General features: G+C 58.1%; 16 protein-coding genes, 2 tRNA genes and 3 pseudogenes. 10 read left to right on the top strand and 11 right to left on the bottom strand.

The annotated features are described in order from the left end of the window. The first annotated feature begins 114 nt into the window (after nt 1-114). The 3 genes from ACI77D_RS01895 to ACI77D_RS01885 all read left to right on the top strand — a co-directional run bounded on the left by ACI77D_RS01895 (nt 115) and on the right by ACI77D_RS01885 (nt 4,699). Complete coding sequence (locus tag ACI77D_RS01895; RefSeq protein WP_407015946.1) at nt 115-3,024, top strand: aminotransferase; 2,910 nt, start codon at nt 115-117, stop codon at nt 3,022-3,024. 121 nt (nt 3,025-3,145) lie between these two features. Further along, complete coding sequence (aguA, locus tag ACI77D_RS01890; protein WP_262666786.1) at nt 3,146-4,252, top strand: agmatine deiminase; 1,107 nt, start codon at nt 3,146-3,148, stop codon at nt 4,250-4,252. Between the two features lie 234 nt (nt 4,253-4,486). Further along, nucleotides 4,487-4,699: a hypothetical protein gene (locus ACI77D_RS01885; protein ID WP_064450221.1), complete on the top strand. Its 213-nt coding sequence runs from the start codon at nt 4,487-4,489 to the stop codon at nt 4,697-4,699. A 121-nt stretch (nt 4,700-4,820) separates the two neighbouring features. Here the strand turns inward: ACI77D_RS01885 and ACI77D_RS01880 are convergent, their stop codons facing one another. After that, entirely contained in the window at nt 4,821-6,908 is a 2,088-nt protein-coding gene (locus ACI77D_RS01880) for a TonB-dependent receptor (RefSeq protein WP_407015945.1), read from the bottom strand. 409 nt (nt 6,909-7,317) lie between these two features. Between ACI77D_RS01880 and ACI77D_RS01875 the strand changes: the two genes are divergently transcribed. From ACI77D_RS01875 to ACI77D_RS01855, 5 genes and pseudogenes are all read left to right on the top strand, one after another. Then, nucleotides 7,318-8,604 (top strand): OprD family porin, encoded by a 1,287-nt coding sequence (locus ACI77D_RS01875; RefSeq protein WP_064450223.1) that lies wholly within the window; start codon nt 7,318-7,320, stop codon nt 8,602-8,604. Between the two features lie 205 nt (nt 8,605-8,809). Further along, nucleotides 8,810-8,896 (top strand): annotated as a pseudogene (locus ACI77D_RS01870) (4-oxalocrotonate tautomerase); the annotation flags it as partial. A 540-nt stretch (nt 8,897-9,436) separates the two neighbouring features. Further along, nucleotides 9,437-9,535, top strand: a pseudogene (locus tag ACI77D_RS01865) (IS5/IS1182 family transposase); the annotation flags it as partial. Nucleotides 9,536-9,739: 204 nt separating this feature from the next. Further along, nucleotides 9,740-11,068: a TrkH family potassium uptake protein gene (locus ACI77D_RS01860; RefSeq protein ID WP_407015944.1), complete on the top strand. Its 1,329-nt coding sequence runs from the start codon at nt 9,740-9,742 to the stop codon at nt 11,066-11,068. After that, nucleotides 11,058-11,747: a TrkA family potassium uptake protein gene (locus tag ACI77D_RS01855; RefSeq protein ID WP_221293665.1), complete on the top strand. Its 690-nt coding sequence runs from the start codon at nt 11,058-11,060 to the stop codon at nt 11,745-11,747. Before ACI77D_RS01860 ends, ACI77D_RS01855 begins: the two co-directional genes overlap by 11 nt. Nucleotides 11,748-11,849: 102 nt before the next feature. On the opposite strand, the pseudogene ACI77D_RS01850 reads toward ACI77D_RS01855, so the two are convergent. The 5 genes and pseudogenes from ACI77D_RS01850 to ACI77D_RS01830 all read right to left on the bottom strand — a co-directional run. Beyond that, nucleotides 11,850-12,056: pseudogene (locus tag ACI77D_RS01850) on the bottom strand (transposase); the annotation flags it as partial. Nucleotides 12,057-12,234: 178 nt separating this feature from the next. Beyond that, nucleotides 12,235-12,313: transfer RNA gene (locus tag ACI77D_RS01845), tRNA-Thr, on the bottom strand. 777 nt (nt 12,314-13,090) lie between these two features. After that, nucleotides 13,091-13,414, bottom strand: coding sequence for a hypothetical protein (locus ACI77D_RS01840; RefSeq protein WP_407015943.1), 324 nt, complete (start codon nt 13,412-13,414; stop codon nt 13,091-13,093). A 44-nt stretch (nt 13,415-13,458) separates the two neighbouring features. Next, nucleotides 13,459-13,956, bottom strand: a complete 498-nt coding sequence (locus tag ACI77D_RS01835) for a Panacea domain-containing protein (RefSeq protein WP_407015942.1) — start codon at nt 13,954-13,956, stop codon at nt 13,459-13,461. Nucleotides 13,957-14,248: 292 nt separating this feature from the next. Beyond that, nucleotides 14,249-14,324, bottom strand: a tRNA-Thr gene (locus ACI77D_RS01830). Nucleotides 14,325-15,140: 816 nt separating this feature from the next. Between ACI77D_RS01830 and ACI77D_RS01825 the strand changes: the two genes are divergently transcribed. Next, nucleotides 15,141-15,893, top strand: a complete 753-nt coding sequence (locus ACI77D_RS01825; protein ID WP_407015941.1) for a cellulose synthase operon protein YhjQ/BcsQ — start codon at nt 15,141-15,143, stop codon at nt 15,891-15,893. A gap of 169 nt (nt 15,894-16,062) precedes the next feature. Then, nucleotides 16,063-16,968, top strand: a complete 906-nt coding sequence (bcsQ, locus tag ACI77D_RS01820; protein ID WP_064450229.1) for a cellulose biosynthesis protein BcsQ — start codon at nt 16,063-16,065, stop codon at nt 16,966-16,968. Between the two features lie 241 nt (nt 16,969-17,209). Here bcsQ and ACI77D_RS01815 read toward each other — a convergent pair whose 3' ends face one another. From ACI77D_RS01815 to ACI77D_RS01795, 5 genes are all read right to left on the bottom strand, one after another. Beyond that, nucleotides 17,210-18,397, bottom strand: a complete 1,188-nt coding sequence (locus tag ACI77D_RS01815; protein WP_407015940.1) for a methyltransferase — start codon at nt 18,395-18,397, stop codon at nt 17,210-17,212. Beyond that, nucleotides 18,378-19,067 carry an ABC transporter permease gene (locus ACI77D_RS01810; protein ID WP_026013808.1) on the bottom strand — a complete coding sequence of 230 codons (690 nt, stop codon included), beginning with the start codon at nt 19,065-19,067 and terminating at the stop codon, nt 18,378-18,380. The genes ACI77D_RS01815 and ACI77D_RS01810 overlap by 20 nt, the downstream gene beginning before the upstream one ends. Before the next feature lie 38 nt (nt 19,068-19,105). Beyond that, nucleotides 19,106-19,801 (bottom strand): ABC transporter permease, encoded by a 696-nt coding sequence (locus tag ACI77D_RS01805; protein WP_053253867.1) that lies wholly within the window; start codon nt 19,799-19,801, stop codon nt 19,106-19,108. A gap of 74 nt (nt 19,802-19,875) precedes the next feature. Continuing rightward, complete coding sequence (locus ACI77D_RS01800) at nt 19,876-20,628, bottom strand: ABC transporter substrate-binding protein (RefSeq protein WP_064450233.1); 753 nt, start codon at nt 20,626-20,628, stop codon at nt 19,876-19,878. A 13-nt stretch (nt 20,629-20,641) separates the two neighbouring features. Continuing rightward, complete coding sequence (locus ACI77D_RS01795; RefSeq protein WP_053253869.1) at nt 20,642-21,415, bottom strand: ABC transporter ATP-binding protein; 774 nt, start codon at nt 21,413-21,415, stop codon at nt 20,642-20,644. Nucleotides 21,416-21,678 lie beyond the last annotated feature (263 nt).

Genomic DNA, 21,678 nt, shown 5'->3' with positions numbered 1-21,678 from the left:
GAGAGCATAGCTTGAGTTGTGAGGCCGGGCGGTGCAAGCGTGGTGTGTGCTGGGGGTTGCCATACTGACCGGGTTAATGGCGATATAGACGCTCAAAAAAACCGAGGTCGTCACATGTTGCTCGCCACGTTGATCCATCGCGCCAATTTGCCCTGCCCGCAAGTGGGTCCTGATCAAGCAGCACAGTTGCTCGAGCACCATTACGGCCTCACCGGCACGTTGCACGCACTGGGCAGCCAGCAAGACCTCAACTACAGGGTCGACAGTGATCGCGGCCGGTTTGTGCTCAAGATCTGCCGGGGCGATTACGCTGCGGTTGAGTTGCAGGCACAGCACGCGGCGCTCAATGAGATGCAGGCCAATGCGTACGTGCAGGTGCCCAACGTTATCAAGGCGCTCACCGGTGATGAGTTGCTCACCCTGGCGATAGAGGGGCAAACCCTGCACGTGCGGCTGTTGGACTACATCGACGGCCAACCCTTGACCCATCTGCCTCATCTGGGGCGCGAGGTGATCGCAGGCTTCGGCGCGCTGTGCGGGCGGATGAGCCTGGCGCTGGCCCCGTTCACACATCCGGGCCTTGATCGCACCCTGCAATGGGACCCGCGCCACGCACGGGGGCTGATCGCCCACCTGCTGGCGACGCTGGAAAACCTGCCCCACCGCATGACGTTGGAACAGGTGGCCGTGGAGGTGGAGCACCGCATGCTGCCCTTGGTGGATCATTTGCCATGGCAAGCGGTGCACATGGACATCACCGATGACAATGTCGTCTGGCAGCGCGATGCCCAGCGGCAGTGGCAGGTCCAGGGGGTCATTGATTTCGGCGATCTGGTGCACACCTGGCGCATAGCCGACCTGTCCGTGACCTGCGCGGCCCTGCTGCACCATGCCGAAGGCGATCCTTTTACCATCCTGCCGGCGATCCAGGCTTATCACGCGGTGACGCCGTTGCTGCGTGAGGAATTGCAGGCGTTGTGGCCGTTGATTGTCGCCCGCGCGGCGGTGCTGGTGCTCAGCAGCGAACAACAGCAGCGTCTGGACCCGGGCAACACGTACTTATTGAAAAACGCCGAACATGAGTGGGAAATCTTCCATGTGGCGACGTCGGTGCCGTTTGAGTTGATGGAAGCCGCCATTCTGCGTTGCGTCGGTGAGGCGTTGACGCCGTTGGCCAGTCAGGACTTCGCACCGTTATTGCCGGGCCTCGTGGGGCGTGAGTTCGCGCTGATCGACCTGGGCGTGCTCAGCCCGCATTTCGAGGCCGGCAATTGGGAATTGCCCGGCGTCGACCGACGGCTGTTGGATGAAGCGGCGGCGGTGCACGGGTTGGCCGCCAGTCGGTACGGGCAATATCGGCTGTCACGTACCCGTGCCGACAGTGCCGTCGAACCGGACACTTTCCCCCTTCACGTGGAGCTGCACCTTCCCCATGGTTGCGTGTTGGAAGCGCCCTTTGGTGGGACGTTGCGCCAGGGCGATGACGGTGTGTTGTGTTTGCATAGCGCTCCGTTGAGCTTGCGCTTATGGGGGGTGGAGACGGCGTTGAAACCGGGTTCGGCAGTGGTAAAAGGGCAAATCCTCGGCGAGGTCCACGCGCCGCTCACCGTGCAGTTATGCCGCGCCGACCTAGAGCCGCCGTTGTTCTGCACGCCGTCCCGAGCCCTGGCTTGGCAGGCAATCTGCCCGTCGCCGGCCACGCTGCTGGGGCTGGCCTGTGATGCGGAACCCGAGTTGGACGCCGAGGCCTTGCTGGCTCGACGTGACGCCAGTTTCGCCCGCTCGCAGAAGCACTATTACGTTGACCCGCCGCGCATCGAACGTGGCTGGCGCAACCATCTGATCGACATGCAGGGCCGCTCTTACCTGGACATGCTCAACAACGTCGCGGTGTTGGGCCATGGCCACCCACGCATGGCGGCGGAGGCGGCGCGGCAATGGTCATTGCTCAACACCAACTCGCGCTTCCACTATGCGGCAATTGCCGAGTTTTCCGAACGGTTGCTGGCGTTGGCGCCGGAGGGCATGGACCGGGTGTTTCTGGTCAACAGCGGCACCGAGGCCAATGACCTGGCGATACGCCTGGCCTGGGCCTACAGCGGCGGGCGCGACATGCTCAGCGTGCTGGAGGCCTACCACGGTTGGTCGGTGGCGGCGGACGCGGTGTCCACGTCGATTGCCGATAACCCTCAGGCACTCAGTAGCCGTCCTGACTGGGTGCACCCGGTGACCGCACCCAATACCTATCGCGGCGAGTTCCGTGGGCAGGACAGTGCGCCGGATTACGTAAGAAGTGTGGAACACAACTTGGCGAAAATCGCCGCGAGCAAACGCCAATTGGCAGGCTTTATCTGCGAGCCGGTGTATGGCAACGCCGGTGGCATCTCGTTGCCGCCGGGCTATCTGCAGCAGGTGTACGCGTTGGTGCGTGCCCAAGGCGGCGTGTGCATCGCCGATGAAGTGCAGGTGGGTTACGGCCGCATGGGGCATTTCTTCTGGGGCTTTGAAGAGCAAGGCGTGGTGCCGGATATCATCACCATGGCCAAGGGCATGGGGAATGGCCAGCCGCTGGGCGCGGTGATTACCCGGCGGGACATCGCCGAGGCGCTGGAGGCCGAAGGGTATTTCTTCTCATCGTCGGGCGGCAGCCCGGTCAGTTGCCGGATCGGCATGGCCGTGTTGGACGTGATGGAGGAGGAAAAACTGTGGGAAAACGCCCAAGTGGTAGGTGGGCATTTCAAGGCGCGCCTGCAAGCCTTGATCGATCGTCATCCTTTGGTGGGGGCCGTTCACGGCTCCGGCTTTTACCTGGGCCTGGAGTTGGTGCGTGATCGGCACACCCTGGAACCCGCCACAGAAGAAACCGCGTTGTTGTGTGAGCGTCTGCGCGTGTTGGGTATTTTCATGCAGCCGACGGGCGATTATCTCAACATTCTGAAGATCAAGCCGCCGATGGTGACTTCTAAACGCAGCGTGGACTTCTTTGTCGACATGCTGTCGAAGGCGCTGGACGAGCAATTGTAATTAATCGATTGTTATCGGCTAATTATTGTAATGTTTGTCGTCTATGATTTTTTGTTGCTTCTAAAGCCGATTTTTATCCGTTATAAAGTCGGCCTTCACCCCATTCGGAGTCCTGATCGCCATGACCACCCTGCACAGCACACCTCGCGCCGATGGCTTCTACATGCCCGCCGAATGGGCGCCGCAAACCCAAACCTGGATGATTTGGCCGCAGCGTCCGGACAACTGGCGCCTGGGTGGCAAGCCGGCGCAGGCAGCTCATGTGGCGGTGGCCAAGGCTATCGCGCGCTTTGAGCCGGTGACGGTCGCCGTTTCTGCCGACCAGTATGAAAACGCTCGTGCGCGCTTGGATGTGCCCAATATCCGCGTGGTGGAAATGTCCAACGACGATGCGTGGGTACGCGACACCGGCCCTACGTTCGTCATCAACCACAGCGGCGAAGTGCGCGGTGTGAATTGGGATTTCAATGCTTGGGGCGGCTTCGACGGCGGCCTGTATGCGCCGTGGAATCGCGACGCGCAGGTGGGCGGCAAGATCCTCGAGATCGAGCGCGCGCCGCGTTACCGCACCGAAGGTTTCGTGCTGGAAGGTGGTTCGATCCATGTCGACGGTGAAGGCACGCTGATCACCACCGAAGAATGCCTGTTGAACCGCAATCGCAACCCACACTTGGATCGTGCGGCGATCGAAGCGGTGCTCAGCGACAACCTGGCTGTGGATAAGATCATCTGGTTGCCGGACGGCCTGTTCAACGACGAAACCGACGGCCATGTGGATAACTTCTGCTGCTACGTACGCCCGGGCGAAGTGCTGCTGGCCTGGACCGATGACCCGCAAGACCCGAACTACGCGCGCTGCCACGCAGCGATGGACGTGCTGCAAAGCAGCACCGACGCCCAGGGCCGCGCGTTCACAGTGCATAAAATGCCGATTCCGGGGCCGCTGTATGCCACCGAGGAAGAATGCGCGGGTGTGGACCCGGTGGACGGCAGCCAGGAACGAAATCCGACCGTGCGGTTGGCAGGTTCCTACGTGAACTTCCTGATCGTCAACGGCGGCATCATCGCGCCGAGCTTCGACGACCCGCTGGACAGCCAGGCCAAGGACATTCTGCAAAACCTGTTCCCGCAGCACGAAGTGGTGATGGTGCCGGGCCGCGAACTGTTACTGGGCGGCGGAAATATTCATTGCCTGACCCAACAACAGCCAGCGCCGCACAAAAACTGAGTGCAGTTGTAACAGTGTCTGAGTGATAACACGGCGCTACCTGTTTAAAGCGCTCACAGCAAGCCCGCGGCCCCGTTAGGTCGCGGGCTTTTTTGTTTCCGAATGCCTATAAACACGGGACATTGGCATAGCTCTTGTATCGGTGTTGCCACAGTGAACCAAGGTGATGACTGCACAGTTCTGTCATAAACCTTGAGTAAGTTAGCCGCTCACGCAGTAGGAGAGAGCGCTGAAATGAATGCCGATATGAACCTGATCTACACGCGCCCGTTCCACCCCACGCGGGTCGACGGTAAGGCGATCCATGCGTTGGCGCTCTGGTTGAAGGCAAACGGCTCGCGACAGGTGAGGCAACCTGACTTGCGCAGCGTGATGAGTGAACGTTACCCGGTGGGGTTGTTCAGTGAGGATGAAGTGCGCGCGTTATGCGAGCTGATGCAAAACTGAAGAAAACAGAGATCAATTGTGGGAGCTGGCTTGCCTGCGATTGCAGTCTTTCAGTGCATTATTTTCCAGCAGAGAACCCGCTTTCGCAGGCAAGCCAGCTCCCACAATGACCGCATGAACCTTAGAAGTTATAGGTGCCTGTTACTACCAGGCTACGCGGCTCGCCCGGTTGAATCTGCGCCGCACTGGTGGCCGAGGCGTAGTAGTTTTTGTCGGCAATGTTGTTCAGCGCCGCCCGCACATCCCATTCCTTCTGACGGAACCCGGCCAACGCGTCCCACCGGCCATAGCCGGGTAGCACCACGGTGTTGAGGTTGTCGGCATAACGGTCGCCTACCAGGGTCAGACCGGTTTCTGCGTACCAGCCCATTTCCGGTTTCCAAGTGATAAACAGGCTGGCATTGCGCTTGGCCACATCGCTGATGCGCTTGCCTTCAAAGCCGTTGTTGTCTTTCTCGACCTTGGCGTCCTGCAAGCCCACGCCACCGCGCACATACCAATTGCCGACGACCTTGCCGGTGGCCGTCAACTCCACGCCGCGTGAACGTTGCTCGCCGGAGAGCAGGGTGATAGTGCGGTCCAGCGGGTCGCTGGTACGGCGGTTGTAGAGCTCCAGTTCGTACAGGGCCAGAGTGGTGCTCAGGCGGTCGTCGAGCCAGTCGCTTTTTACGCCGATTTCCTTTTGCTTGGTCAGCTCGGGGCTCAGGTCGTTGACGCTGCCTGCGGCATTCGGGGTGATGCCGATCAAGCCGCCACCCGCCGGCGAGAAGGTCTTGCTCCACGAGGCGTAGAACGAGTGATGTTCCAGTGGCGTCCACACCAGACCGATTCGCGGGCTGGTGCTGTGGCTCTCGACGTCTTGCCGGATGTTGAGCAGCTTATTGGTAGTGTCCACTTCGAAGTAGTCGTAACGCAGGCCGGCCAGCACTTGCCATTGATCGTTGAGGCGCAGTTGATCCTGCACGTAGAGCGCGCGACTTTCGACTTCGGTGTGGTTGTTACTTGAAAGACTCATCCGCCCGGTGTGGCTGAGGTGGCGGTCGGGCTGGTTGAGGTCCAGGCTGGGTACGGCCTGGCCGCCGCGGTTGACGGCAGTGGCGCTGTACAACTTCGGGTCGCGGCGCTGGCTGCCCAGTTCAAGGCCGGTGAGCAGGCGATGTTCCAGGCCGAAGGTGTCGAAACCGCCTTCCAGCTCAAGGTTATTGAAAACGTTGCGGGTGGTCAGGTCCTGCTGCCAGCGCTGGCGCGTGACTTTGTTGGCCTTGGCGTCATAGCCGGTCTGGTAGGTGTTGTCGAAATCGCTGTCGAGCTTGAACACGCCGAGGGTATGGCGCAGTTGCCAGTTGCTGTTGAGTTCGTAGGCCAGCTTGGAGCGCAGGGACTGGGATTTGTCGTCGATGTAGTCGCGGCTGTCAAAGTAAGTGGTGCTGCGGCTCACCTGCGCCGGGCGACCGCCAACCCCTGGAATGCCGCGATCCGGCGTACGGTTGTAGCGGCTGTATTCGTATTGCACCAACCAATTCAAGTCAGGCGTCAGTTGCCAGCTCATGGACGGCGCAAACAGCTGGCGGTTGCCACTCACGCCGTCGCGGAAGCTGTTGTTGTCCTGGTTGCCCATGTTCAGGCGCAGGCTGATGTCGTCGCTAGGGTCGGTGCTGAGGTCGGCGTACAGGCTGCGCAAATCATGGCTGCCGCCTTGAGCTTCGATGCTGGACTTCTGCCCGGCTTGGGGCAGTTTGCTCACGCGGTTGACGATCCCGCCCTGGCCGCCTCGCCCATAAAGCACGGCTGCCGGGCCTTTGAGCACTTCGATGCGCTCGATGTTATGCAGGTCGCGCACGTACTGGCTGTCGTCGCGTATGCCGTCCAGGTAGAAGTCATTGCTCGCGTCGAAACCGCGGATACGCAGGCTGTCGAACCGTGTGTCGGCACCGCTGCTCACGTTGGGAATGCCGCTCAATGCCTGGCCCAGGTCGTTGGTGCCGTAGGCGCGCAGGCTTTCGGTTTTGACCGAATCGATTGCCTGGGGCACGTAGCGCACCGAGGTGGCGGTGCGGGTAGCGGTGTTGGTTTCCTTGACGCGTGGGTCGTCTTCGTCAGCTTCGGCGCTGACCGAAGTTTCGGGCAAGACGGTGGCAGCACAGGCAAAACCGGCAGACAGCAGGACAGAGAGCCCAAGGGTGATGGGCGTCAGGCGAGAGGCAGGCATGGAGAAATGCATCCAAAAAGGGCGGGAGAAAAATGTGCGCAAATGGTAATGCTTTGCATTTGCGCGCGTTATGTATTCCCAAAGATTCAGGCTGCTAAAAGTGTTACATGATATGTTTTGTTGACGAATTGGATGGTTTTTCGGGCTTGGGTGAAGGCTCTGGAATGCGCCGCTTAGACTTTTTTCGCCTAAATACAGACGATTCACGAAATTGACACATAGTTCAACGCGCGCATACGATTGCGCCCAACGCCTGTGGCTAACCGCCATAACTCATCCAATAAAAAAAGGCCCGCGGCAGTTCAGTCGTCCGCGGGCCTTCTTTTTTCTGGAGAAAGTCGACACCAGAAAAGCAACACGGAGCCTGGTGTCTCAGCGCGTACTCAACCAGTAATAAGGAATATAAGAAATGTTGAAGCAACGGATGGGTCTGATCGCTCTGGGGATTTTGAGCGCATCTCAGGCAATGGCTAACGACCAGGAGCAATCCAAGGGTTTTGTAGACGACAGCCACCTGAACATCGCTGTACGCAATGCTTACATCAGCCGTGACTACAAAAACGGCAAGCAAGACAAAGCCGAATGGGGCCAGGGCTTCATCGGCAAGTTCGAGTCCGGCTTCACCCAAGGCACTGTCGGTGTGGGTGTGGACGTGATCGGCCAATACGCGCTGCGCCTGGACGGTGGCAAAGGCCGCAGCGGCGCGGGCGGTATCGACTTCTTCAAGCAAGGTGACAGCGGCGAAGCCGCCAACGACCTGGCCAAGGGCGGCGCAGCCGTCAAGGCGCGCATCTCCAACACCGTGATCAAATACGGTCAGCAGATGCCAGCTGTTCCGGTCCTGGAATACGACAACTCGCGTTTGCTGTCGGAAACCTTCGAGGGCACCTCGATCGTGTCCAAAGAAATTGCCGGTCTGCAACTGGACGCGGGTCACTTCACCAAGGAAGCTCGCAAGAGCGCCGAAGGCGGCGACAGCGGCCGCCTGAAAAGCATCGACTACATCGGTGGTAGCTACAAATTCACCGAAAGCCTGTCCGCCGCGCTGTATGCGTCCGACATGCAAGACGTGCTGAAGAAGCAATACGTCAACGTTAACTACGTGCTGGCCCTGCCAGAGAAGCAATCGTTGACCTTTGACTTCAACGGCTACAAAACCAAGCTGGACCGCAGCTTCGCCCTGGAAAACCAAGGTGACGCGGACGCTCGCGACAACAAAATCTGGAGCCTGGGCGCTACCTGGGCTGTTGGCCCGCACAGCTTCACCGTCGCTCACCAGCGCAGCACCGGCGACACCGGCTACCTGTACGGCGGCTACCGCAACGCTGGCGGCATTGGCGACGGCGGCAACACCATCCTGCTGGCCAACTCCTACTGGTCCGACTTCAACGGTAAGGACGAGCGCTCCTGGCAAGCAGGTTACGGCCTGGACTTCAGTGCCTTCGGCGTACCGGGTCTGACCTACAACATCGCTTACGTGCGCGGCACCAACATTGACGACGGTTCCAACCGCGGCAGTGGCACCGAGCGTGAGATCTTCAACCAGTTCAAATACGTCGTTCAGAGCGGCCCGGCCAAAGACCTGAGCCTGCGCGCTCGTGCGTCCTGGTTGCGCGTCTCCAGCAACGCCAGCAACTACAACGTAGGCGGTAACGAAATCCGTCTGTTCGCCGACTACCCGATCAACGTTTTCTAATTGATCGCACGTCGCGCCTGATGCCAGGCGATAAAAAACCCCGACTGGTTCGGGGTTTTTTTATGCGCGCCTGCAGGCCTCTAACGTGTTACATCGCAGTATTAATGAATTACTCCGTGCCACCTCTATCTCCTTCAGTCGCACGCCTAAATTAGCCCCACTCGCCAGCCCATCATCCCGATGGCCGACCACTGGAGCCACTGCCATGCCCTTTGTCAGCCTGCGCATCACCCGTGACGGCGTTACCCCGGAACAAAAAGCTCAGGTCATCGCCGAATTCACCGAAACCCTCTAACGGGTCCTCAACAAACGTCCCGAGGGGAGGAGTCAGGAAAATGAATTGGTTGTTTTTTAGCCCGATCAAGCGGTACAGATAGGCTGCTGTTGAAATTATTATTTTTATGGACGCGCCATAATTATTGGCCAGCCATAATTTTGCATAAAAGCTGAGGTGCTGGTGGAAGGAGTCAGCTGAGGGGGCTGCTGCCGTCTATTTCATAAGGTGACGTGGGTGCACAGTAACCGTCCAGCGAAGTCACCTATCCGCGGTTTCGTGATTGGCGCAATCGGGGGATCTTCGAGCAGATTCTGCCGCATAGGTGGCAACCGGCCTAATCATGCAAGGAGTAATGCCTGGGCACATACGCTTTCGGGGATTTGCTTTGTGCTCAGTCGAAAGATCGCAGGATGGGGTGGGGACGTATCCTTCGACTGGAATCAGTAACCACTTTCTCAAGCGATACGTGTTATTCAAACTTCATTTTCAGAGCTGTGCCATTCGTTATCTTGCAGGTGCCGACGCCGGTGTCTGCGGGCATTTCATGAGCGCAGGTGGCTGAAGGAAAACCGCCGTCTCGTTACGCGCTTCGACAAGCTCGAGAAAAGTTTTGCGGCGATGGTCTTATTGGCCTGTGTCATGCTGTATTTGCGACATTCATTGCGTACAGAGCCTAGTATTGAAGCGGCCTCTACTCTTTGCTTCAAAGCTATGGCGAGACAAGAAAAGCAACCCTGGCTACCCTATCTATTCGGTTACGGCAGCATTGAAAATATCCCGTCGCTAGAGTCGAAAAACCTCTGGCGTGTTTCCCGAGTGCTGTGAATTTCCGTTTTACAATATGAGCTTTGATGCCAAATGAAATTACTGCTTCATCCCGCCAGAGCTGTCGCCCTGGTGTTCCTAGCAGCGATATTCGCCGGAACCTTCATTCTGATGCAGCCGATCTCCCAGGCCGAGGGGGTCGCCGCCCCTTGGGTGACGGCCTTCTTTACGGCGGTATCGGCCGTCTGCGTGACCGGATTGGTGGTGGTGGATACCGGCACGTACTGGTCGACCTTCGGCCAGTCGGTGATTCTGCTTCTGTTCCAGCTCGGCGGCTTCGGCATCATGACGGTGGCGACCTTGCTCGGCTTGATGGTTAACAGTCGATTGCGCCTGCGTACCAAAATGGCTGCACAGTTGGAGTCGCGCTCATTGGGAGTAGGTGACATTGCCAGCGTGGCCAAGTTGGTGCTGGTGGTGACGTTTACCCTGGAGCTCATCATCGCCTTGTGGCTCACCCTCAGATTGCATGGCGCCTATGGCCAGCCCTGGGCCGATGCTGCGTGGAGTGGTCTATTTCATGCTGTATCGGCATTCAATAACGCAGGTTTCTCGATTTATCCCGACAGCCTGATGCACTTCGCCACGGATGCCTGGATTCTGTCGCCCATCATGGCTGCGATCATTATCGGTGGCATTGGCTTCCCCGTTCTGTATGACCTACGCAGCAGGTTCAACCATCCCCGTCGTTGGTCGCTGCATACCAAGCTTACGTTGTCTGGTACGGCGATCCTGTTAGTGGTCGGTTTTTTCACGCTGCTGCTGTTCGAGTGGGACAATTCCACCACACTCGGCCCAATGGCCATGACCGATAAAGTCTTGTCGGCGGCATTTGCTTCAGTTTCCGCGCGTACCGCCGGGTTCAATTCGATCGATATTGGGGCTCTGACCCCCGAAAGCTGGGCTGTGCATTACTTTCTGATGTTCGTCGGCGGCGGCAGTGCAGGCACTGCGGGCGGGGTTAAAGTCGGTACTGTCGCGATCCTCGCCTTACTGGTGATTGCCGAAATTCGTGGGCACAGTGACTGCGAGGCATTTGGCCGGCGAGTCGGCGCCCCGGCCCAGCGTCAAGCCATCACCGTGCTCGTTCTGAGCAGCGCCATGATCGTACTGGCGACTCTCTTCATCCTGCGTGAAACAACGTTGCCCACCGACAAGGTCATATTCGAAGTCATCTCGGCGTTCGGCACCGTTGGCCTGTCCACCGGTATCACCGCCGATTTGCCCACATCGGGCCAACTGGTGTTGACGCTGCTGATGTACGCCGGACGGGTGGGCACTATCACGTTGGCGGCTTCACTGGCCTTGGGCGAGCACCGCATGCCTTATCGTTACCCGGAGGAACATCCAATTGTTGGCTAATTTTCTATTTTCAGAGAAGTTTTCATTTGCCAAGGGCGACAGCGTGGTGGTGATCGGCCTGGGTCGCTTCGGCGGCTCGGTGGCCCAATCGCTGATGCGGTTGGGCCACGACGTGATGGGCATCGACCGTGACGCCGCACCTGTCCATGAGTGGGCCGACCTCCTGACTCATGCGGTGCAGGCAGATTCCACGAACCTGCAGGTGTTGCGCCAATTGGGAGTTGCTGACTTCGCCCACGCCATTGTGGGAATCGGCACCGACTTGGCCGCGAGTTTGCTGACCATCATGACGCTGACCGAACTGGGGATCCCGGATATCTGGATAAAGGCCCGGACAGGCGAGCACGGGCAGATAGCCCAGCGCATCGGCGCCCATCACGTCGTCTATCCGGAGAAGGAAATGGGCGAACGTGTCGCTCACCTCATAACCGGGCGGATGATTGATTTTATTGAGTTCGACGACGGTTTTGCCATCGCCAAGATTCATTCTCCACTGTCGTGCCACAACAGCACGCTGGCCGACGGGCAAATCCGCGAAAAATTCGGGGTGACCGTCGTGGGGTTGAAGCGCACCAATCAAGACTTCCAGCATGCCACCCCTAGCACCCTGATCCGGCCTGGTGATCTGCTAATCGTGTCCGGGCCGACCCATCTGATCCAGAAATTTGCGGGAGGCTAGACATAGCCAGTGAGCAACAATTGGCCGATTCTGCTGAAAAAGTCGGATTCTCAGTGGGCCTGGGTTCAGGCTGTTGGCGCTGATTGAAAACTGCCCCCCAACACTCTCAATTTCGTACAGCCACTGGACGCAACGCAGGGCCTGCTCGGCGAGCTGGCTCTTATTAGTAGCGCGCAATTCGAAGAATTTGCGCCGGGCCTGGGCCAGGCAGCCAAGCTCGGTCGCGCCGAGTTCGAAGCTGGCCTTGTAACCGCTAAAATCGTCGCAGACCAACTTACCTTTCCAGCCTTGCGGGCAGTTATGAGAATGAAATCGGGCTCATACCACGGTATACGCTGTGTACAAGATCTGCAGCCGTCAGGCTCCAGAGGGAGAGGGGTCAATAGCGGATAGGGGACGCGGGAGGGATGTGTCGAAGCGCTGCAGAAGATTACAGGCGCCCAGAAACAACAAAGCCCTCACATTGCTGTGAGGGCTTCGTCTTATATGGTGCCGGCACCAGGAGTCGAACCCGGGACCTACTGATTACAAGTCAGTCGTTTTACCGTGCCGGTCACGCCACTGGCGCAGCACACGCAATCGAGATCAATCCCAAGGATGTCCAGCGCACCATCTATATAGCCCCGCAGGTAGTCAGCGCGGTTGAACAGAATCAGGCTGGCCGGTCCTTCCTGATAGTCCCAATGGACCTCCCACAGGGCGCCTTTCTTGATGACTTCAATTTTTGGAATGGGAGCGACGGAGCTGGGCTTTGTCATGGTGTTCTCCGGATTAAAGTCACGAGGCGAGAGCAGTTTGGTGGGGCGTGTCTGAACGGCTGCTGAAAGCTTTTTCCAGGTACACCCCCTCCTGACACGTAAGTGGCGTCAGCGGGTCGAAAAAACGCCTGAAAAGCCCTGAATTCATTGGGGGGCGTCACTTACACTGACGTCGTCAAAAAGTGTAAGTCAGGAAAACGCATTAAAAAATCCCTTTAAAAACAGTAGGTTGCTGGCGCTCTCACTTACAGTCACGAACTGTTCGGTGCCGACACTGATCTGACAGTCTACTTACGGTTTAGAAATGGTTCTAACCTATTGAAATATAAGGGATAGATATAGATAAGAAATCTCACTTACACTTCTTACGCACTTTTGATGGGTGCACCGGAAAAAAATTACGTGTGTCGTATGGTGTGACGCTTGATGCGTGGACACTCAATTCAAGCTTGAGAAATTGCGACGCTGACCAGACGCTTTACCAGATTCTGTGCACAAACGTACCTACCCAACCATTCGCCCGATGCGGTCGAATGGAGTGCTTGAAAAAGGTAGAAGAAAGAGCGTTGTGGGATATGAGAGGAATTACTTTTTTGTGGCCGAGCCGAATACGAAGCCAAGGGCAGACGTAGTGAGCCCGTACAGCCACTTTCTCGCTTCGTTGAGCTCAGCCGACTGAGTCAGAAAAAAACTGCCTACGATCAGGAGGGCAGATACGCCGATGACGAAACCTGCAATGTTAGTGGGGGCCGCGCTAGAGGTAGACCCCCAGAATTTGCCCAACCAGCCCAGATTCTGCTGATTGTGGTAAAGATGGAAGTGCTCCTTGCCGTTGGCAAAAAAAGCATTCTCATCGTTTCCTGACCCGTTCGCCTGGGACGATGACGGCTCTGCCGTTGGATCGATCAACAACGATCCGATCTTAAGTGGCGGTTCGTTACCGCTCCCAGGGATCAAGCTTGGTTTGCCGGCTGGGACTTTTGAACTGCTTCCTTAAAGTAGGAGGCTATGGTGGGGAACGGAATATCTACACCCCGCATCCCTTTGCACGCGCTCCACGTAGCATCCCAGGGCGTGCCGCTCGCATGAGTCATCTCGGACAGCCGAATGCCCGAGTACTTGCCGTAGCTGTTGAAGACGTTTTGCAGAAACGTCCTGATATCAGGATCACTTGGCGTCGCTGCTTCCCTCACCCCCAATGCATCGTATTCAAATGCTTTGCCTTGGATATCGCCAGAGCCAAAGCGTTTGAACTCGTGGTAAAGGGACGGGATCACGGGACCATACTGCCAAGCCTCTACAGGCTCATTGATCAGAGGACGGTCTGTATATCCTGCATACCATCCGTGGGCGTAGTAGACCAGTTTCTGCAACTTCATCGGACTAATAGACTGGCCGCTGGCATTCGCCAGTTCCAGGAAGTAATTAGCTATCGATTTTGCGCTGAACACGATTTGATCCTCCAGACGTACTGGGTGACGAGACTACTGGAGCATTCCGGCTCCTGGACCCCTAGACACCCTCCCGAGAGGGGAGTATGGCACAAGGGCTTGTGCTTCCTATCTTAAATGTATATGGGCATAAATCAAAGAATAAAGCTGTTCATGCATACAGTGTTTTGTGTCGCTGTATTTTAGGCATGGAATCAAAGGTTCGGTTCCCGGAAAAATCTGTTGTTACGTTGCTTGTTACGTCGCGCACAAAAAACAAAGGCCTGCATCGCTGCAAGCCTTTGTTTTTAAATGGTGCCGGCACCAGGAGTCGAACCCGGGACCTACTGATTACAAGTCAGTTGCTCTACCAACTGAGCTATACCGGCGTGTTAGGGCGACGATTATAGCGATTGGCAAGCTTCTGTAAACCCCTGAATTCTGACTATTTTTGCAGAAACCAAGGTTTTTTTGCGATGGCTGCGTTTTCGTCGTCTCTGGAGCTGCAAATCAGCTTCAATTCCCCCCCCGTAACGGTCGGCAAATTCCATGTACCCCAACGCCTGCGTCGGGCCTTTCGAGTCCGGATACGTCACGGCGCATTCACCACGCCGCATCCCGGCGGGGTCCACAGGGTTGGAGAATACGCGTTGCGTATCCGGCTTGTGGCTTACGCCCGCAGGGTTTGTGTCGTGAGGTGGGTGTTTTGGCTTGTTGTGTAGGCGTGTAGATATATGTGTGTGCTGATACGAAGTCGGTTTGAGCGATACCCACCTGTCTCTCAATCACGAAAAAATCAGCAAGGTTTGTCTAAAAAAGGCTCATGAGTCGGCTAGCGCATTGTTGTAGAAGTGAATATTCAAAAAAAACGACAAGCCATAAAAATGACGCCATGCCGCTTATCTGAAAGGATTCTGATACAAGCACCAAAACACTGACACTATCATTGTGATATCACACAATGCCGCCCTTGTTTGATCAGCAGTTCAAAAGGGGAGCAGTCAGTGGGGCGTGCAGATCACCTTTCAAAACCATACACCGCGCCCGCTGTGCCCGATTTGCGCGAGCCGCGGTTGGCTGAGCCCCTGCAGCGTTTGCTGGATCACTTGAACCGAGGAGGAGCAGAGTCTCTTCACCCGCCTGAGGTGTTGGACGGTTCACCTGCCGCTGTTTATTCAGATGGGTCTGCGCCGAAGGTGGTGGTGGTGGTTTCTGCGACAGGCGGCGTGGGCCGCAGCACGCTGGCTGCTGCACTTGCCAATGGTCTGCAACGCCAGGGGCACCCGGCGCTGGCGTTGGATCTGGACCCGCAGAACGCGCTGCTTCATCACTTGTGCCCAGAGTTTGATCTGCCGGGCCTTGGCGCAACCAGCCTGCTTAACCAGACCTGGCAAGCCTTGCCCAAACGAGGTTTTGCCGGGTGCCGTCTGGTGACCTTCGGGAAGACCAATGCTGTGCAGCAACAGAGCCTGAACCGCTGGCTGGGGCAGGACCTCGAATTTCTTGGCAAGCGCTTGGCTGGGCTTGGGCTGAATGGCGAGGACACGGTGGTCATCGACGTCCCTGCTGGCAACACGGTGTATCTGACCCAGGCGATGTCCGTGGCGGATACGGTGCTGGTGGTGGTTCAGCCGGATGCGGTTTCGTTTCGTGGTTTGGCCAGGATGGACGAGGTGCTCGCGCCGTATCTTGAGGACGCATCGTCACCTCAACGGTTTTACGTGATCAACCAGGTCGACGGCGGCCATGCTTTCAGCCAGGACATGGCAGGTGTCTTCACGTTACACCTGGGTGATGCCGTGTTGGGAACCGTGCGGCGTGACTTAGCGTTCAGTGAGGCGCAGGCCTATGGGCGAGACCCGCTCGACCCAGCGATCAACAGCGTCGGTTGCCAGGATGTAAATGCGTTGTGCCGTGCCTTGAGTGCGCGCATGCAGTCAGCAAGTGCCGGCCATTAAATTGACTATTTACCGTCTGTCTAAAAAACAATCAGTGAAAACATCAAAATAATGACACTTTGTTGCTCCTGTCACAGAATGCGACAACTGGGACGCCTACAAGAAGACCTGCGGTAAGTGCTGCTTGCCGACCTTTCACGTCTTTAAGCTGCGTCGTGAGGAGCAGGCTATGAGCCTTAGCGAAGAACTGTTGGCATTGTTCGGCAAAAACGTGACCCATGATGCCCAAGGCATTAATGCGCGCATGCACTTTTTTGGCAGCGTGCCTGCTAATGAAACCACCCCTGCCCAATCCCAATTGACTGATATCGCAGCGCTGCGCCCCAAAGTGGTGGCGTTGGTGTCGATGAATGGCGGTGTCGGCCGTAGCACCCTGGCCACGGCCTTGAGCAGTGGTTTACAGCGCCACGGCGAGTCGGTGGTGGCGCTGGATCTTGACCCGCAAAACGCCTTGCACCATCACTTCGGCGTCAGTGCCACATTGCCCGGTATCGGCCGCACCAGCCTGGAGCATGGGCAATGGCGCCCGTTACAGCAGATTGGCTTCGCCGGTTGCCAGGTGATTACCTTTGGCGATATCGACATTGAGCAGCAGGAAAACCTTGAGCGTTGGCTCAAGCACGAGCCTGCCTGGCTGGCGCAGCGGCTCGCGTCGCTGGGCCTGAGCGAGCGGCAGACGGTGATTATCGATACGCCCGCCGGCAATAACGTCTACTTCCATCAAGCGCTGAACGTTGCCGATGTGGTGTTGGTGATCACGCAAGCCGACGCCGCATGCCTCGGTACGCTCGACCATTTCGACGTACTGCTCGCGCCGCACCTTGAGGGTGAGCGCCCGCCAGTTGTGCATGTGGTGGTCAACCAAGTGGATGAGAGCAGTGCATTCAGTCTGGATATGGTTGAAGCGTTCAAGCAGCGGTTGGGGAAAGCGCCGCTGGAGATTCATCGCGACATGGCCATCAATGAAGCCTTGGCGTTTGCAACTGACCCGTTGGATACCGTGGCAAAAAGGCTGTTCACTGACGATCTGAATGAGATTTGCCGGTTGTTGAAGGCCCCGAAAAAAACGGCCTAAAGTGCTGTTTATTCGCTTGACGCTAAATGCTTATGCACAATCGGTTGGTTGCTGCTGCCACGAAACAGCGATTTTGTGGCGCTGTTCTCAATGCGCTGCAACTGCCTGTTTTGTGTGCGTTTTATTTTGTGAACAAAAAATGACCAGGATGGCTTTTGGTCTGTAGCACTGATAGCTACAGCCTCTGTGAATAAACTATCAACAGAGTTATCCACAGGGCGCGTGCAGGAAAAATTGCTCCCTAATCGCGCTCAGCCAGCACCATCAAGTTGCGCGGGGTCAGTGTGGGTTCGCAGAAGCTGCCTACCTCGACTTTGTAGCCTTGGTCCGCCAGGAAAAGTGCCCGGTCCAGCACCAGCCACATTTCCAGGGGCCGCCGAAACAGCGCTCGTACCAACTCCAGGTTTCGCACTTGCGCCAAGCGGCGCCAGCCGTGCGCCTCAAGCGTTACCCAATCCTGTTCGCCTGTGGCAAACCCCTTGAGGCCTGCCAGCTCCCGGCAATAGTCGGCAAAGGGTTTGTCCAGCCAGTGGGCGGGCAGGGAGGGCGTGGCCAGGTATTCGTCACGGCCGCGTAACTGCCTTTGCAACTGATCAAAGCCCAGGCGCCGGGCCATGGAGGTGTCGCGTTGCTGGCGTACACGGTTGCCGGCGGTGACGGTTTCGCTCAGCGGCAGCCCCAGATCATCGACCGATAGTTGCAGCCGTGACGCACGCCCAACCCTCGATAACGCTTGATAGTGGTCAGCGCTGATGCGGTTGTAACAGCAAGGCGCCAGCGCCAGTTGCTTGCAGCCCGCTGCGCTGGCCAGTTGCAGCAGGCGCACGTGCAGGTCGCCGCAGGCATGCAGGGCGACGGGTGTGTGGTCGGCGCTGATCGACACAGGCGCCATCACGTCTTGCAGGCGATGGGTAGCTGGCAGGCCGTGATGGTCGCTCAAGGCCTGGCCCGAGGCGATCAGGGCCGGGTCGTATTCGAGGCAGGTCAGGTGTTGACCGGCTTGCAGCAAGCGTCGGCCGAGGTGGCCTTTGCCGGCGCACCAGTCCAGCCAATGGGTGGGTGTTTCGGCGAAATTAAGTGCGGTGCCGAAGGCTTCAATTTGCTGCCACTTGCGGCCAGGTACGTCGACGTTCAGGCGATGGCGAGCGGGTGCAAGCGCGTGTGTCGGTAACCTGTCCACAGCACTGAGCTGCAACGCCTGCGCAGCCAATTGTGCAAAGGGGGCGGGCGCCGGCAGGTCATGGGGGTGGTTGTGACAGCTTTCAGCCTCGGCCAACGAGCGCTGGCGCAGCCACTTGGCCAGCTCGGGATGTTGGGTTTCCCAGGGTAACTGCAGGTGCGTAAAGGGCCGTGGTCGCCACAGCCCTTGGTGCTCGATCAGAAACGCATCCAGCGCTTCAAAGCGCGCTTCAGCGTCCCTGGCAGGCATCGACGCGCAGCCAGCGTTCGAGCAGTTTGAAGCCGCGCACCAGGATGTAGGCCATCAGCAGATAGAACAGCCCGGCGGCGAAGAAGATCTCCACCGGCAGGTAGGTGCGCGCGATGATGGTCCGCGCCATGCCGGTCAGTTCCAGCAGGGTCACCGTACTGGCCAGGGCACTGGCCTTAAGCATCAGGATCACTTCATTGCTGTACGCCGGCAGGCCGATACGCGAAGCACGCGGCAGGATGATGTAGAACAGCGTCTTGGGCTTGGACATGCCCAGGGCGCGCGCCGCTTCGATTTCACCCGGTGGAATGGCCTGGATCGCGCCACGCAGAATCTCGGCGATATAGGCGGCCGTGTGCAGGGTCATGGTGGCGGTGGCGCACCAGAACGGATCGCGCAGGTATGGCCACATGAAGCTCTCACGCACGGCATCGAACTGCGCCAGGCCGTAATAGACCAGGAACAACTGCACCAGCAGCGGTGTGCCACGGAAGAAGAAAATGTAGGCGTAGGGCAGGGCGCTCACGTACCAGCGGCGCGAAGAACGGGCGATACCGAGCGGGATAGCCAGCAGCAGGCCGGCGATTACCGCGATGGCGACCAGTTCCAGGGTCAGGGTCGCACCCTGGGCCAGTTTGGGCAGCCACTTGATGATCACGGCCCAGTTCAGGCCCAGGTCGAAGTGCGACAGCCAGCTGTAGTCACCGCTCATTGGGTGCTCCTTGCAAAGCCGCGGGCGGCACGTTTTTCCAGGAAGTGCATGCCGGTCATGGCCAGCACGGTCAGGCCCAGGTACATGAACGCCGCGACCATAAAGAAGGTGAACGGCTGCTTGGTCACGGTCACGCCGATCTGCGCATGGCGCATGATTTCTTCCAGCCCGATCACCGACACCAGTGCGGTATCTTTCATCAAAATCATAAACAGGTTGCCCAGCCCCGGCAGGGCGATGCGCCACATCTGCGGCATGATCAACCGGGTGAAAATCCGAAACTTCGACAGCCCCAGCGCCACACCGGCTTCGCGGTGGCCTTTGGGGATGGCGAGGATCGCGCCACGAAACACTTCGGTGGCGTAGGCGCCAAAGCACAGCCCCAGGGCGATAACCCCGGCAGCAAAGGCACTGAGCGAAAGGTCGGGGTTACCGAAAAACTCGCCGAGGGCACGCATCAGGTTGACCGTGCCGAAGTAAATCAGCAGCACCCACAGCAGCTCGGGAATGCCACGAACGATGGTCGAGTAAGCACCGCCAAGCCATTGCAACGGCTTGTAGGGGGACGTCTTGGCCAAGGCGCCGGCAAGGCCCAGCACCAGCCCCAGGCACAAGGCCGTGAGCGCCAGTTTGACGGTCATCAGCGCGCCGGCGGCGAGGGCCGGGCCGAATCCGTAGAGATCGAAATTCATGGTGTTTTCATATCGCGGCAGGCATTGCTAAAAGCCGGCGCGCTCAAGCGAGCGCGTCGGTCAGGCCGTTCAGATCATTCGATGCTGAACGGGAAGTACTTGTCGTTGATCTTCTTGTAGGTGCCGTCTGCCTTGATCTCTGCCAGGGCTTTGTTCAGGCGCTCGCGCAGTGGGTCGCCTTTACGTACGGCGATACCGATCTTGTCGCTTTCTACAACCGGGTCGCCTTTGAATTCATAGGCCGAACCGTCTTTGCTCTTGAGCCATTCGTACTGCACGTACTTGTCGGCGAGGATACCGTCGAGGCGGCCGGACGTCAGGTCGAGGTAGGCGTTTTCCTGGGTGTCGTAGAGCTTGGCCTCGGTGTCCGGCAGCTTGTCTTCCAGGTAAGTACCGGCCAACGTCGCGCGCTGGGCGCCGATGATCTTGCCCTTCAGGTAAGCCGCGTCGGTCTTGAAGTCCGCAGTGGCTTTAGGTGCGATGAATTGCAGCTTGTTGGAGTAGTACGGGTCGGTGAAGTCGACAGCCTGCTTGCGTTCATCGGTGATGGACAGCGAGGACACCAGGAAGTCGAACTTCTTGGCGTTCAGGGCCGGGATGATGCCGTCCCAGTCAGACACATACACTTCGCACTTCTCGACTTTCATCTTGGCGCACAGGGCGTCGCCGATGTCTTTGTCGAAGCCGACGACGTTGCCGCTGGCGTCTTTATTGTTGAAGGGCGGGTAGGCCGCCTCGATCCCCATTTTCAAGGTTTCTGCCATGGCCGTGGCGCTGAACGCCATCGAAACGGCCGCGGCCAGAAGGAATTTTTTATAGTTCTGCATGCATGTTGCTCCGTTAGCGGTTGCTGGACATGAATTGTTTGCAGCGCGCCGAAAGCGGGTTTTCAAACACCTGCTGTGGCGATCCTTGCTCTTCGACCAGGCCCTGGTGCAGGAACACCACTTCACTGGAAACCTGACGGGCGAAGCCCATTTCATGGGTGACCAGCAGCATGGTGCGGCCTTCTTCGGCCAGCGCGCGGATCACATTAAGTACTTCCTGGACCATTTCCGGGTCAAGCGCCGATGTCGGCTCGTCGAACAGGATGACCTTGGGCTGCATCGCCAGGGTGCGCGCAATGGCTGCCCGTTGCTGCTGGCCGCCGGACAGTTGCGCAGGGTAGGCGTGGCGTTTATCGCTGATGCCGACCTTGGCCAGCAGGGCTTCGGCCACTTCTATCGCTTCGGCCTTGCTCTGGCCAAGCACACGGCGGGGCGCCTCGATGATGTTGTCGAGGATGCTCATGTGCGGCCACAGGTTAAAGTTTTGAAACACAAAACCGATTTCGCTACGCAGGCGGTTGATCTGCTTGCCGTCGGCGGCCATCAGCTCGCCGTTCTTTGCAGCCTTGAGCTTGAGCTCCTCACCGGCGACCAGGATCTGACCCTGGTGCGGGTTTTCCAGCAGGTTGATGCAGCGCAGGAATGTGGACTTGCCGGAACCGGAGGAGCCCAGGATCGAGATCACGTCGCCGTCGCGAGCGGTCAGCGAGATACCTTTAAGTACCTCCAGCTCACCATAGCGTTTGTGCAAGTTGCGGATTTCAAGCGCGGGCGCGGCCTGGGCCATGTGCGGTCCTCATTGTGTTCATTGCGTTCTTGCTGTTGGGCCGCCTTCCTGGCGAGGCGCCAAGCTAGCATAGCGTTCGGATGGCAGCCAACAGCGCTACGGACGGTTAACGGGTGGTGTGCGGCAGGGTGTCGCATCGGCACAGCAGCGTGTCGCGCCATCAACAACCTAACAGACGTTTGAACCCGATAAATCCACAGGCTTCGCGTAAAAAAGGGCGCGATGGTGCCAGCTTTGGCCGGGTGTTGGAAGGGTTAACCGGG

It is taken from the genome of Pseudomonas sp. O39 (assembly GCF_045447295.1).
GTDB lineage: Bacteria > Pseudomonadota > Gammaproteobacteria > Pseudomonadales > Pseudomonadaceae > Aquipseudomonas > Aquipseudomonas antarctica_A.
Note: the sequence above shows the minus strand (reverse complement) of the source record. Positions and strands in the feature narration are given on the sequence as shown.